Genomic DNA, 13112 nt, shown 5'->3' on the forward strand with positions numbered 1-13112 from the left:
CTTATCACCTGCCAAGATAATCTAGCAAACGATGTTCGATTTCATCCCATTTTTCTCGATGCCATTCCACGTTTTCCTGCCGATTCGTTTGAACTTCGATAATGGACAGTCCCTCATAGCGATAACTGTCAGCCAAGGCCTGCCGCAAATCGTTCCAAGTTTCCGGCTTGGTGTATTTCCCTTCATACAATGCACTTGCATGTTTAAAATCAACGTCCAACGGAGTGCCGAAAATAGTCTCGAAGTGGCTGGTCTGCCCTGCCTGTGGCAAGAACGAAAAAATCCCTCCACCGTTGTTGTTGATTAATACCACTGTTAAATTGAGTTGATATTGTTTGGCCGCCATCAACCCGTTGAGATCATGGAAAAAGGTTACATCACCTAATAATAGCGTCACTTTTTCCCCTCGGGACGCTGCACCAAGTGCAGAGGAAGTGGTCCCATCAATACCATTTGCACCTCTATTGCCTAGTACCCGGATTGATTTCGGCGTAGACATAAAGAACGTGTCCATATCGCGGATGGGCATACTATTGCCGACAAAAATAGTGCTTTTCTCCGGAGCGGCTTCTGCCAGCTGTTTCACCGTATGTCCCTCGGTTAAAGAAAATAGTTCTCTGTTTTCTTCAAGAAGCTGGGCTTTAGCCATTTTGTTCAGTTCCCTCCAGGTTTCAAGCCATTGTTGATTGTAAGAGGGTGCTGTTCCATGAAGCAATAAATCCTGACAGAGGTGGATGGGATCGGCATATATGAATTGTGCAGGAGTACCAGCAGGCTCCCGGTAACCTTGATGCGGCTCCACCACAAAGTGTTCGATATCCGGATGTTCTTTGACAAACAGCAAATACGGCTTGGAAACAGGCATGGCACCAAAACGGATAATAAAGTCCGGTTCAATTCGATCCCTGACTTGCTTGCTTTTCAGTATGGCATCATAACTTTCCATGACATTTACTTTGTCATGCTGCCCTGCCCTCAACTGTGACAGCGGATCGGCAAGTACAGGAAGCTGCCACTTTTCTGCCAGATCGCAAACGGCCTCCGCAAAATCCGGATCGAATTGAGGACCGCAGACAAGCAAGCCCTTTTGATGCACCGATAACTGTTCAACCAGCTTGTCAAGCTGGTTTGGTTCCAATCTTTTTCCACCGGTATATGTGTGGTGATGGGATTTGCCATTATTGTCTCCCCATATATTGTCCAAGGAGAAATCAGGCATTAACGGTTCACGGAATGGAAAATTCAAATGGACAGGACCGGGATTCCCTTCTGAGGCAGTATGGAAAGCTCTGGCCGCTTTGCTTCGTGCATATTGCAGCATGGCAGGTGCCTCCTCTGGAAGCGCCATTTCCTGAAACCATTTGGCGTATTTTCCAAACATCTCGATTTGTTCAATTGCCTGCGGAGCCCCGACATCCCGAAGTTCATGTGGACGATCCGCCGTCAGTACCACGAGGGGAACACGGCTGTAGTAAGCTTCTACAATCGCTGGAAAGTAGTTAGCAGCTGCTGTCCCGGAAGTACATACCATTGCCACAGGTTTATTTTGCTGCTTGGCCATACCGAGCGCAAAATAAGCCGCCGAGCGCTCATCCATGTTCACCCAGTGATTGATATGCGGATGCTCTGCGAAAGTGACAGCGAGCGGCGTCGATCGGGAACCTGGTGAAACAACGACATCTCTCAGTCCGCTTTGATAAAGTTCATCAACAAAATTGGCAGTATATCTGGTCAACGCCTCAGTATAACTCATGATTGTCCTCCTAAAACAGACAGCATCGGTGTGAATTTTATATTTGTTTCCAGATACTCTTCTTCCGGATTGGAGTCTCTGACAACACCGCATCCGGCAAATAGAGAAGCATGGTCGTCCTGAATCAACGCTGACCGTATAGCAACGGCGAATTCCCCGTTTTGATAGGCATCCAGCCAGCCAATTGGTGCCCCATACCAGCCGCGGTCCAGATGTTCATGCTCACGGATGAATGCAACTGACTCCTCGCTTGGCAGCCCGCCCAATGCAGGTGTGGGATGGAGCCGTTTCACAATGTCGAGTATGGTATAGCCTTCATGAAGAACCGCTTCTACCGGTGTATAGAGATGCTGCAAATTTTTCAACGGATATAAAACAGGTTCATCGGGAACCCGGACCTGCTCACAACATGCAGATACTGCTTTCTTGATCATTTCTACAACAAACTGATGTTCACTACGGTTTTTTTCATCGGTCAATAGCTGCTGACCGATCCGGTTATCTTCTGCTTCCGTTGTTCCCCTGGGTGCAGTTCCGGCGAGACACGTAGACAACAGTTTTTTATCCTCCACCTTCACCAAGCGTTCCGGTGTGGCGCCTAAAAAACAATCCTCTTCGTTTTCAAAGGCAAAAATGTAACTATTTGTCTGGGAGGCTGTCAATGCTTTTAAGACCGGGGCCACATTTGCCTTGTCCGAAAATTGGACGCGAAGCTCACGGGCGAGCACGATTTTTTCGGTCTCCCCTTGCTTGATCGTTTCAGTTGCCTCACGTACGAGCTGCTTCCATGCTAAGGGTTCCACTTCGCTCTTCGATGAAACAAAAGGACCCTCAGGCAATGTAACAGAGGACAAAAGCAACCGTCTGTCTTGCTCCATGCGCTGTTCGATATCAGCTGACCTATCGTCCTGATCAACCACGATGTTGCTCGTCAAATAATGTTTTCCGTTTACCACAGTAAGCAAGTAAGCGGGTATTCGAAGCTTGCTGTCGGGAAAAGACTCCCACAGGGAAGTGACAGGTTTAGCAGGATCAAAAGAGAATCCTCCGAATGCAATGGGCCCTGTTCCCGGTTTACGTTGTGGATTATGGATAATCGCTTCCTGAATCATTTTCTTCCATTTACTTTCCATTTGTTCAAATCGATTATTTCCCGAAGCAGTTAAAGCACGGGCCTCTCCAGCTCCTGCCAGCATGAGACTGCCCGCAGCATTCCCCCAAAAAATTCGTCCGCCATCAAAAGAAAAACCGTTGGCGAAAAAAGAAACCGGATCAATTGCAGGCACTGGTTCGGTAAAACTTAATAATTGGGAATCCTGTTTTGACCTGGCTGCAGTCACTGCTTCCTCAACAGCAAGTCCCAATTCTTTCAATTCTGTTTGAATCATGTATGATACCCTCCAATACAATAGGGAGAAAGTATGTGATTATTTCTTCCAATATAAGTACAGAAACGAGCACCGGTCGCTCGACAGGCCAGCCGCCTCCTGTATCTATTTACCCATAAATAAGGCACATTAATAAAAAATATAACTTTCAAGCTATAAAAGCAAGTATTCAAACCTGTATTGCAGACTTGCGACCACTATCTATTTTATTCCCTTTTCGTTCGTTTCTCAACAATTGCCACTAATTCCTAGTAAATTATTATAATAGATAATTGACACCGTCCCGTCGTTTCCCTAAACTTAATATGATATACCACGATTTGAAGGCTTACGTAAGGAGAGAACCATATGCAATCCCTTGATAAAAACGCAATCAGCAGTGCGCTCAATGAAAAAGCAGGGTTTCAAGTTTGGTGGCGTCTGTTACGCCCGCATACCCTAACTGCTTCGTTTGTACCTGTTTTTGTCGGTACAATGGCAGCAATGCTGGATGCTTCCGTTAATTTCTGGTTATTTGCAGCAATGCTGCTGGCTTCCATGCTTATCCAGGCGGCAACCAATATGTTCAATGAATACTATGATTTTGTCAGAGGGTTGGACAACGAAAAATCCGTCGGAATCGGCGGCACGATTGTCCGGGACGGAGTCGCTCCTCAGACAGTGCTGCGCTTGGCGTTGAGCTTCTTCGCCGTAGCCATACTGCTCGGTGTCTATATTTGTCTGGAATCCAGCTGGTGGATTGCCGGAATCGGGATCATTTCCATGCTGTGCGGCTATTTATACACAGGCGGACCTTATCCAATCGCATACACCCCTTTTGGGGAATTGATCGCCGGTTTTTTCATGGGTACAGTCATCATTGGAATTAGTTACTTTATTCAAACGATGGAAGTAACCGGCGCCGTTGTGTGGATTTCCATTCCTGTCGCTATTCTTATCGGCACGATTATGCTGTCGAATAACATCAGGGACTTGGAAGGGGACAAGGAAAACGGAAGGAAAACAATCGCTATTTTAGTCGGCAGAAAGAATGCGGTGATACTGCTTGCGGCCTTATTTGCTGTCAGCTATATATTAATGGCGATTTATGTACTTACAGGTATCCTGCCTATCTGGTCTTTCATCACCTTGCTTGGCACAAAAAAAGCAGTAAGTGCAGTCAAGGGCTTTAAAGGAAAAACCGTTAATTTGGAAATGATGCCGGCAATGAAAGCAACCGCGCAGACCAACACCTTTTTTGGTTTACTGCTAGGACTGTCGTTGCTGATTGAATATTTCATCCCATTTCACCTTTAAACACACCAAAGAGAACGACAAGCTGCCGACTTGTCGTTTTTTTAATGTATAGGAAATTATAAATTTAATTGACTGTGGATAATTATTGGCTGAAACAGTCACGTCCAGCTTCAGCGCCTACCCCCTCGAGGTCTTAAGCCCACCCTCTGTGTGGCAAAAAGCGCCACGCCGAAGCTGTTCTTAAGCTTGTCGGAGGCCCAAACGATGTGGGTCATGCAGGCGTTGCCACAGGACGTGGCGGCTTTAGCCTGTACTCCTTTAAACAGGCGCTTGCGCTTTTGTTCTTCGATAATACGGAAATCCGGTATAGCTAACGGTGCAGAACAACAGGAAGGAAAATGGACGTTTCATCCCCACAACCCCGGGAAATATGATAGAAAGGATGTTTACTATGAATCTTGAAAACACCTTAATGGAAGCACTTGGAATGCAGGTAATCACACAGGAGAAGGATTTAGTGGAAATAACCATGCCGGTAAACAAACAAACACACCAGCCCATGGGTTTTTTGCATGGAGGGGCGAGCGTCGCATTGGCAGAATCAGCGGCGAGCATCGCTTCTTTCTTGAATGTCGATGCCGACAAATACCAAATTTTCGGTATTGAGATCAATGCCAATCATATAAAAAGCAAACGTTCCGGAATAGTTACTGGAAGGGCTACCCCTCTTCATCTCGGCAAGACGACCATGGTTTGGGACATTAAAATTGTAGACGAACAAGAACGGCTCATTTCTGTCTCCCGCTGTACAGTGGGAGTCGTGCCCTTGAAAAACTAAGAAAAACGCTGGGCACCTTGCCCATCCCAATAGAGAAGCACTTATCCTCTCCAAACCTGCAAGAAAGGAGAAGAGTGTAATGGATCAAGAAAAACTCGAACATTATAAACAATTATTAGTAACGATGAAAAAAGAGGCGCAAGAAGAACTTGGCCAAAACGCCGACAGCTATAATTTGGATAAGGAATATCCTGACGACTCCATCGGAGAATTTACCAACTATGATAATCACCCGGCCGACTTGGGGACCGAAATGTTCGAACGGGAAAAGGCGGCCACGCTCAATTCACAGGCACGTCAGCGATTAAGCGAAATCGAACATGCGCTGGATAAAATCGACAAAGGCACCTACGGATTCAGTGAATCATCAGGAAAACCAATACCGGAAGAGCGTCTGGAGATAGAACCAACTGCACGTTATCTCGTCGAGGAAGTCGACGGAAACGACGAATAAAGAGAAAAGAGGCCTGGACAAAAGCTTGGCCACCAAAGCAAAAACCGAGCGAATTCTAAATGCTGTGTGAATTCGCTCGGTTTTTTGTAAAGTTAGACTTCCTTTTATCCTGTTGTTTGATGCGTGCTTCAAATCGCTACGGCAAGATACGACGCGTGCCCGCGGAAAGCGAAGGACCTTGCCGGAGTGGAGAGTTGCACTTTTCATAAGAGAAGGGTAGAACGGTTTACTTTTTTCTAGTCAAAAAACCGAACGAATTCGTCCGGTTTTTATTTTGATCACGATGCTTTTGTTTTTGTGAACGTTAAGATACGGCCATCCTCTTTTTCTCCAGCCATGGTTTCAGCTTTATAAACAGTGGTACGAAAAGCGCACCAATAACGATTCCTTTAATTACATTAAAGGGAAGAATACCTGCTGTTACCGTCACCAGTTTCACCTGATCACTCATCGATTCCCACCCCATAAACAGACTGTAAGCGGGCAAAAGGACAAAGTAATTCAGCAGCCCCATTCCCACGGCCATGACAACCGTGCCTGTTACTAATCCGGAAACAAGACTCTTTACCCCTTTGAACTTATGGTAGAGCATAGATACTGGAACTATAAACAGGACACCGGCGAGGAAATTGGAAGCAATGCCGATTGGATCTCCTGCACCTGTATAGATCAAATAAAGCAGATTTTTGACTGCTTCCACGATGATTCCTGCTCCAGGTGAAAAAATCAGTGCTGCAATCAATGCCGGAACTTCACTGAAATCAACTTTCAAATATTGTGGGAGCATCGGAAGTGGAAAATTCAAAAACATCAACATCATTGAAATAGTTCCCAGAAGTGCCAAAATAATTAATTTTAATAAATGCGAAGATTGCTTGGTTGTGGTAGCCAATATCTTCTCCTCCTTCATCTTTTGCATCGAATCCTATCTGGCGATGAAGGTGAAACAGAATCCCTATGAATCAAGAAAGCCATTTAAAAACCCTAAAGCTCATTTAAGCTTCAGGGTTTATGTTCAGAGGGAATAAAGGCAGTATGACACATGCCTTTTCTGTTCCGTATCTTCTCCCATCCAGACTGTAACTGTCGGTCCTGGAATTTCACCAGGTCAGCCATCCGGCGTGTGCCGGACAGGTCACGGACTTAGAGCTTAAGCTCTTCACCGTCGGTCGGGAATTTCACCCTGCCCCGAAGATAGAATCGATATTTATTTGGTAATCTTATTATACTACCTATCCCAACATTTGCAAACAGAAACGTTCCATTAGTCCTCCAGCGGATTCAAGCTTTCATTGCCGGTCATCTCGGCAATCATCTTGACCAGTAAGTCAATTTCTTCATCCATATCCTTGATGCTGACTGTTTCCACCGGTGAGTGCATGTACCTTAGTGGAAGAGAAACGAGTCCAACTGGAACACCTTGGCCAGTAAGACGCATTTTGTCTGCATCAGTGCCTGTAGCACGTTGGGTCAATTCATATTGCACCCGCAAGTTCAGGGAACGGGCAGCTCTCTCCAACAACTGATTGATTTTGATGTTGATCGGTGCTCCTTTTGCCAGGACCGGCCCTTTTTCCAATTGGACGTCCCCATATTTATTTTTGTTCACACCTGGATAATCGGTCGCAAAAGTTACATCACAGGCAATCGCCATATCGGGTTCAATACCTGCAGCAGCAAAATAAGCACCACCCATATTGGTTTCCTCGTTTACTGTACTAGCAGCATACACCCCTACTTTTACTTGCTTCTCCGCGAGGCGTCGAAGCACTTCCGCCACCATGAAAGCACCTGTCCGATTATCCAGGCCGCGGCCGGATATATATCGATCGAGCAGGACTTCCGGTTCCCGTTTGTAGACGGCCAAATCACCAATTTGAACATACTTTTCCATTTCTTCTTTCGAACGGGCACCACAATCAATGAACAAGTCCTCTAAATCGAAATCCCCTTTAATACCGCCATGATGTTGGGCATTGACACCAATGACGCCGGTGATATCTTCCGCATACCCTAACACCGTCACTTTCATCCCAATCGCGGCTTTCGGATTGATACCGCCCATTTTATCAAAATGAAGATAACCCTGCTCATCAATCCGGTTGATCACAAGGGCGATTTCATCACAGTGACCGGCCAAGAGGATTTTGAATTCAGCATCCGGATTGAGTACACCGATTGCATTCCCTGCATTGTCGGTTATTACCTTGTCAGCAAAAGGTCTGACATAGTCGATCCATTTTTTTTGAATGTTCATTTCCATACTGGACGGAGATGGTGTCCGCAGTAAGTCCATTAAAAATTGTTGTCTGTTTTGTTCCATATGTAGTTCCTCCTTTATCACATAGGTTAATGATACCAAAAATTTGGGAAAACACTAAATGTTGTGAAGCAGCATCCGTTTTGAATCAAAAAATTAGGAGTGATACAGTTGAATTTAGAAAGTTGGTATCAAAAAGGAATCGGTCCAGATGAATATATTGAATCGATGCAGCAGCATAGAGACAATTTGTTGTACGTATATGACCATTTTACTTTACCTGAAGACGACCCGTTTTTCGAGCAGCTTGCAAAAGAAAATCTCCGCGTCATCGCCTTAACAGAGGACTGGTGTGGGGATGCCATGATGAATGTACCGATTTTGTTCCACCTTGCCGAACGGACGGAAATGGACGTACATCTGCTTGCCCGTGATCAAAACCTGGAGTTAATGGATCAATATTTAACAAATGGAAAGGCACGCTCCATTCCGATTTTCATTTTTATCGATGGTAACGGCCAGGAGATTGCAAAATGGGGACCGCGGGCTCCCGAGGTGCAGCAGTTCATTGATGAATCCATGGCCAACCTTCCTGAAAAAGACACAGCAGATTACCAAGAAAAACGGCAGGAAATGTTCACTTTCATAACCAAATCATTTCGAGATAACACGGACTTCTGGCAGCAAACGTATCAAAGTATTCTTTCCACTTTAAAAAAGGCAATCTAAATCCCCTTATCCCCGGCTTATGCCGGGGATTTTTATACTATGGAGGAGACCTTTTGGAGATACTGGTAGTAAAAAAACAAAAGGTGAGCTTACGCATATGCAAACACTTCTGCAAGTTTATTTTCGCATGCCAATATTTTTCCGTTTACTATCATCTGTCCTTCTGCTGATGATGTTTTTTGGCATTGCTATCCACATTCTGGAGCCTGATCACTTTCCGACTATATTTGACGGTATTTGGTGGGCATTTGTTACGGGATCAACAGTAGGTTATGGGGACTATGTGCCGTTAAGCTCTGCCGGAAGAATCGTTGCCATTCTTCTGATTCTCGCCGGTGGTGGATTGGTGACATTTTATATGGCCACCATCTCTGCCGGAACCATCAAACATGAACGAGACCTTTCCAAAGGACTGGTAAAGTACAGAGGCAAAGACCATGTCATCCTCGTAGGCTGGAATGAACGAACGAAACAGCTCATGGAAATGATTGTCGAACGCGACATGCGAAAACAAATCGTGTTGATAGACCACACCATGAGCAATCTGCCTTACCAGAAACACCACCTGCATTTCATCCGTGGTTCCGCCTTTGATGATGAGACGCTGGAAAAAGCAAATTTAAAACAGGCAAAATATGCTGTCGTTACCGCCGACCCTTCAAAAAAAGAACTTCAAGCTGACCAGACGACCATCCTGACAGCAGTTGCCATTAAAGGGAACAACCCAGAAATTATGCTGATTACAGAAATATTAACGAAAGATCAAATCAAAAACGCCAGTCGGGCTGGCGCAGATTCAATCATTCGATCAAACGACTTTATGAGCACCTTGATATTCCACGAACTTTTCCGACATAAACCGGTTAAACCGTTTGATTTGCTGATACAAGTACTTGCAGACCAGCAATTCCATCAATTCCCTTTGCCGGAAGATCTTTATGATAAGACTTTCTTACAATGCGCGGATTATTATGCTGTTTCGGAACAATTGTTAATCGGCATTATGCGAAAAGAGCAGATGCTCGTCAATCCAGCCTTTAGCACTAAGCTCCAAAGAGGTGACACGTTAATTGTTCTTTCATCGCTCCATGAGTGACCGTTCCACTTCCTGGAGCAGCTCTTTTCCCTCTTCGACAAATTTATCCGTTACTACTCCATCAGGATCAACCGGTGTTTGGAACTGGTCCACGGCACCTCTAAGAGCTCCATTGCGACCGTCTGCATCCACCCCGGACTGGTAAACATGGGAAAGCACGAACGGTTTGCCTAGTTTGACTACAACTCCCGGAGAATCAAGCATGCCTTTCACAGCTTTGAAAGGAATTCGCAAAAATTGGTACCCGTCTTCTACACCCATTTTGTAATCAAACGACCCCTGGTCATAATCCCAATTGCCGCCGATGGAAAAACCCATCGGTTTTAACGTTTCTTCCAGCGCATGAAGTGAAAAGTCACGATTCTCCAAATCAGATGGTATCGGAATCATCTTGAACTACCTCCTTTGTTATCAGCTTGCCCTGTTCAAATAATTTCATGAGAAATTCAAAGAAGCTCCAACAGCTGAAGGTTGATTGGAAGGAAAGGTTCTCTCTTTTAGTATCAGAGGTTTATGTGTACTATTGATATAAACGGTCAAGTAACTCTCACGCGGCTCGAGGAAGCTCTTCAGCAGCTCCATTCATGACGGAGGTTAGGAGACTCATTCAATTATGGCACAGCTTGATCTTGTGCAACCAAATAAACAAGGGATTGCCAATAAGTAAAAAACTTGTTGACAATCCCTTTATGGTATTGACTAATTTATTTTTTTAAACGATTTTCCAACTCTTGTTTTTGTTCTTCGAATCCTGGTTTACCTAACAAAGCAAACATGTTTTTCTTGTATGCTTCCACGCCAGGCTGATCAAAAGGATTGACACCCAGCAGGTAGCCACTGACTGCACATGCTTTTTCAAAGAAATAGACAACATAACCGAATGTATAGGCATCCAGCTTTGGCAAGTGTACAATCAGGTTAGGTACTTGTCCATCTGTATGGGCAAGCATTGTACCTTGGTACGCCTTTTGATTTACTTCATCAATTGTTTTCCCTGCAAGATAATTTAAACCATCCAAGTCTTGAGCATCTTCTTCGATGGTGATATTCGATTTAGGTTCTTCCACGTGAAGCACCGTTTCAAACAAATCTCTTCTTCCTTCTTGAACGTACTGGCCTAAAGAGTGAAGATCAGTAGAAAAGTTGGCGGAAGATGGATACAACCCCTTAAAGTCTTTGCCTTCGCTTTCCCCAAACAACTGCTTCCACCATTCAGCAAAATATTGCAGGGCTGGTTCATAGTTAATCAACATTTCAATGTTTTTGCCTTTATTGTAAAAGATATTGCGGACTGCCGCATACTGGTAGGCAGGGTTTTCGTCCAGATTTTCAGAGGACAATTCCTGCTGGGCTTTGTATGCACCGTCCATCATGGCATCGACATCAATCCCACTGGCAGCTATCGGAAGCAAACCTACGGCAGTAAGAACGGAATAACGGCCGCCTACATCATCTGGAATGACAAAGCTTTCGTAGCCTTCTTCGTTAGCCAGTGTTTTCAATGCACCTTTTTGTTTGTCTGTCGTTGCATAAATACGTTTTCTTGCTTCTTCCACACCGTATTTTTCTTCCAGATATTTGCGGAATAAACGGAATGCAATCGCCGGCTCTGTGGTCGTACCGCTCTTGGAAATAACGTTGATTGAAACGTCCTTGCCTTCAAGTATGTCATATAGCTCGTTCATATAAGGAGCACTGATACTGTTGCCGACAAAGAAAACCTGCGGGGTGCCGCGTTGCTCCTTACTCAGCTCATTATAAAATGAATGATTAAGCATTTCGATGGCTGCCCTGGCTCCCAAGTAAGAACCGCCGATACCGATTACCAAAAGTACGTCGGAATCAGATTTGATTTTTTCAGCAGCCTTTTTTATCCGGCTGAATTCTTCTTTGTCATAGTTTTCAGGAAGGTCCAGCCATCCCAAAAAGTCGCTGCCTGCTCCCGTTTGATTATGCAAGGCATGGTGGGCTAGCTTCACGGGCTCTTTTAAATAACCCAGTTCATGCTTACCAAAAAAAGATAGTGCACGATCATATTCAAAACTTATATGTGTCATCATTATACCTCCAAAATTAGAAAATCAAGCTAACCTAAATGTACCGAAACCTAATCGGTAAATCAAGCAATGCCCATCATCCCTCCCTTCCAAACCGGTTCCCTAAAGAAAAGACGGGGTCAGTCCCCGCATTTTTGTCCCGCATGGCTATTTTTGTCCTGCCTGCCAGTGAATTTTTTTTTTGCATATTTCTCCGGCTTATGGGGATTGCTATTACTGGAAGTTAATTTTGAAGGAGGGATGCTGTGTGAATACATTACAGCGTATTTCTTTACTGCTTGTGATCATTGGAGCGGTGAACTGGGGTCTTGTAGGTTTATTCCAATTCGATTTAGTTGCAGCCTTATTCGGCGGCGGAGAACAAAGCGGTGCTTTTGCCAGAATTATTTACACATTGGTCGGCATCAGCGGGCTGATTTGTTTATCGATGCTGTTTAAACCGGACGAGCAATTTGCTGATAAACGAGAACCAGAAACAGAAAGATAAAGGATATTGCCGTCTTGTACATTTCACGTACAGGACGGTTCTTTCAAGAAAAACCGGGTATAACTCGCTATCCCCCAACTATCGTCATAACCCGATTTATTCTATCCTTCCTTGCGAACGCCTCAGATCGCCATCACAAACAACCTTAATCATATAAAAAAACTGCCTGATTAGAAGGCAGTTTCAAAATCAAATTAGTTTTTGTATGTGTTTTCGCGCTCTTTCGACTGCTCGATCCACTCTTCCAGCTTGTCTTTCAACGTGTTAAAGCCTGCTTGCTGGCTGTCCTGCTGAACGGCAGGATTAGGCTTTTGGCGCTTCGGTTCAGGCTTTTTTGGTGCCTCTTCTGTAGCACGGATAGATAACGAATACTTATTTTTTTCTTCATCTATTTGGAGAATTTTCACTTTTACTTGATCGCCAACTGAAAGATGATCGTTAATATCCTTCACATAACCATGTGTTACTTCTGAAATATGAACAAGCCCCTGCACCTCATCGTCCAGTGCTACAAACGCACCGTAAGGCTGGATACCTGTTACTTTTCCTTCAATAATTTGTCCTGTTTCAAACTTCTCTGCCATGCTGAACAACTCCCGATATTATTTTCATTGATTAATACACAATAAACTATTTTAGCATATAAAGTAATTTCCCGCAAAAAAATGTATGATCCGCGAAATTTCCGACGCCGATTATACAAAAATAAATCTTTTTATAAATTTTTTTGGTTTTTATGTTTAAAAAAGGTTCCATACGGTTATACCTATAACTGTAAGACTTTCTCGTATTCCCCCTGTTGAAGACAAAGCAA

13 protein-coding genes and 1 riboswitch are annotated in these 13112 nt (G+C 44.4%); of the genes, 6 read left to right on the forward strand and 7 right to left on the reverse strand.

Translation table 11 applies throughout. The features are described from left to right. Nucleotides 1-4: 4 nt before the first annotated feature. On the reverse strand, nucleotides 5-1753 hold the full coding sequence (gene menD, locus ERJ70_RS13260; RefSeq protein WP_209365310.1) for a 2-succinyl-5-enolpyruvyl-6-hydroxy-3-cyclohexene-1-carboxylic-acid synthase: 1749 nt from the start codon (nucleotides 1751-1753) through the stop codon (nucleotides 5-7). Continuing rightward, a complete protein-coding gene (locus tag ERJ70_RS13265) occupies nucleotides 1750-3141 on the reverse strand; it encodes an isochorismate synthase (protein ID WP_209365311.1) in 1392 nt (463 codons plus the stop codon). Before ERJ70_RS13265 ends, menD begins: the two co-directional genes overlap by 4 nt. A gap of 348 nt (nucleotides 3142-3489) precedes the next feature. On the opposite strand from ERJ70_RS13265, the gene ERJ70_RS13270 reads away from it, so the two are divergent. The 3 genes from ERJ70_RS13270 (at nucleotide 3490) to ERJ70_RS13280 (ending at nucleotide 5669) form a co-directional block, all read left to right on the forward strand. Then, on the forward strand, nucleotides 3490-4437 hold the full coding sequence (locus ERJ70_RS13270) for a 1,4-dihydroxy-2-naphthoate polyprenyltransferase (RefSeq protein ID WP_209365312.1): 948 nt from the start codon (nucleotides 3490-3492) through the stop codon (nucleotides 4435-4437). A gap of 391 nt (nucleotides 4438-4828) precedes the next feature. Beyond that, entirely contained in the window at nucleotides 4829-5215 is a 387-nt protein-coding gene (locus ERJ70_RS13275; protein ID WP_209365313.1) for a hotdog fold thioesterase, read from the forward strand. 79 nt (nucleotides 5216-5294) lie between these two features. After that, a complete protein-coding gene (locus ERJ70_RS13280) occupies nucleotides 5295-5669 on the forward strand; it encodes a TraR/DksA C4-type zinc finger protein (RefSeq protein ID WP_209365314.1) in 375 nt (124 codons plus the stop codon). A gap of 304 nt (nucleotides 5670-5973) precedes the next feature. Here ERJ70_RS13280 and ERJ70_RS13285 read toward each other — a convergent pair whose 3' ends face one another. Beyond that, nucleotides 5974-6561: an ECF transporter S component gene (locus ERJ70_RS13285; RefSeq protein ID WP_256439046.1), complete on the reverse strand. Its 588-nt coding sequence runs from the start codon at nucleotides 6559-6561 to the stop codon at nucleotides 5974-5976. 164 nt (nucleotides 6562-6725) lie between these two features. Next, nucleotides 6726-6869, reverse strand: a riboswitch (FMN riboswitch). Between the two features lie 64 nt (nucleotides 6870-6933). Continuing rightward, a complete protein-coding gene (locus tag ERJ70_RS13290; RefSeq protein WP_209365316.1) occupies nucleotides 6934-7992 on the reverse strand; it encodes a M20/M25/M40 family metallo-hydrolase in 1059 nt (352 codons plus the stop codon). A gap of 108 nt (nucleotides 7993-8100) precedes the next feature. Here ERJ70_RS13290 and ERJ70_RS13295 point away from each other — a divergent pair, with 108 nt between their 5' ends. Both ERJ70_RS13295 and ERJ70_RS13300 read left to right on the forward strand, forming a co-directional pair. Beyond that, the gene (locus ERJ70_RS13295) at nucleotides 8101-8658 is read left to right on the forward strand and encodes a thioredoxin family protein (protein WP_209365317.1); all 558 of its coding nucleotides are present in this window, start codon (nucleotides 8101-8103) and stop codon (nucleotides 8656-8658) included. A 97-nt stretch (nucleotides 8659-8755) separates the two neighbouring features. Continuing rightward, complete coding sequence (locus tag ERJ70_RS13300) at nucleotides 8756-9754, forward strand: potassium channel family protein (RefSeq protein WP_209365318.1); 999 nt, start codon at nucleotides 8756-8758, stop codon at nucleotides 9752-9754. On the opposite strand, the gene ERJ70_RS13305 is transcribed toward ERJ70_RS13300, so the two are convergent. Then, on the reverse strand, nucleotides 9737-10144 hold the full coding sequence (locus ERJ70_RS13305; protein ID WP_209365319.1) for a YugN-like family protein: 408 nt from the start codon (nucleotides 10142-10144) through the stop codon (nucleotides 9737-9739). The genes ERJ70_RS13300 and ERJ70_RS13305 overlap by 18 nt on opposite strands. A gap of 314 nt (nucleotides 10145-10458) precedes the next feature. Further along, nucleotides 10459-11811, reverse strand: coding sequence for a glucose-6-phosphate isomerase (locus tag ERJ70_RS13310; protein WP_209369367.1), 1353 nt, complete (start codon nucleotides 11809-11811; stop codon nucleotides 10459-10461). 247 nt (nucleotides 11812-12058) lie between these two features. Here ERJ70_RS13310 and ERJ70_RS13315 point away from each other — a divergent pair, with 247 nt between their 5' ends. Continuing rightward, nucleotides 12059-12298 carry a DUF378 domain-containing protein gene (locus ERJ70_RS13315; RefSeq protein WP_209365320.1) on the forward strand — a complete coding sequence of 80 codons (240 nt, stop codon included), beginning with the start codon at nucleotides 12059-12061 and terminating at the stop codon, nucleotides 12296-12298. A gap of 194 nt (nucleotides 12299-12492) precedes the next feature. Here ERJ70_RS13315 and yugI read toward each other — a convergent pair whose 3' ends face one another. Further along, the gene (gene yugI / locus ERJ70_RS13320; protein ID WP_209365321.1) at nucleotides 12493-12882 is read right to left on the reverse strand and encodes a S1 domain-containing post-transcriptional regulator GSP13; all 390 of its coding nucleotides are present in this window, start codon (nucleotides 12880-12882) and stop codon (nucleotides 12493-12495) included. Nucleotides 12883-13112 lie beyond the last annotated feature (230 nt).

This window comes from Sediminibacillus dalangtanensis, assembly GCF_017792025.1.
GTDB lineage: Bacteria > Bacillota > Bacilli > Bacillales > Amphibacillaceae > Sediminibacillus > Sediminibacillus dalangtanensis.

What these genes read in the sequence shown, in the direction of transcription:
- ERJ70_RS13300 (WP_209365318.1), top strand. Translation starts at nt 8,756, where the DNA reads ATGCAAACACTTCTGCAAGTTTATTTTCGCATGCCAATATTTTTCCGT.
- menD (WP_209365310.1), bottom strand. Translation starts at nt 1,753, where the DNA reads ATGAGTTATACTGAGGCGTTGACCAGATATACTGCCAATTTTGTTGAT.
- ERJ70_RS13265 (WP_209365311.1), bottom strand. Translation starts at nt 3,141, where the DNA reads ATGATTCAAACAGAATTGAAAGAATTGGGACTTGCTGTTGAGGAAGCA.
- ERJ70_RS13305 (WP_209365319.1), bottom strand. Translation starts at nt 10,144, where the DNA reads ATGATTCCGATACCATCTGATTTGGAGAATCGTGACTTTTCACTTCAT.
- ERJ70_RS13290 (WP_209365316.1), bottom strand. Translation starts at nt 7,992, where the DNA reads ATGGAACAAAACAGACAACAATTTTTAATGGACTTACTGCGGACACCA.
- ERJ70_RS13310 (WP_209369367.1), bottom strand. Translation starts at nt 11,811, where the DNA reads ATGACACATATAAGTTTTGAATATGATCGTGCACTATCTTTTTTTGGT.
- yugI (WP_209365321.1), bottom strand. Translation starts at nt 12,882, where the DNA reads ATGGCAGAGAAGTTTGAAACAGGACAAATTATTGAAGGAAAAGTAACA.
- ERJ70_RS13270 (WP_209365312.1), top strand. Translation starts at nt 3,490, where the DNA reads ATGCAATCCCTTGATAAAAACGCAATCAGCAGTGCGCTCAATGAAAAA.
- ERJ70_RS13275 (WP_209365313.1), top strand. Translation starts at nt 4,829, where the DNA reads ATGAATCTTGAAAACACCTTAATGGAAGCACTTGGAATGCAGGTAATC.
- ERJ70_RS13280 (WP_209365314.1), top strand. Translation starts at nt 5,295, where the DNA reads ATGGATCAAGAAAAACTCGAACATTATAAACAATTATTAGTAACGATG.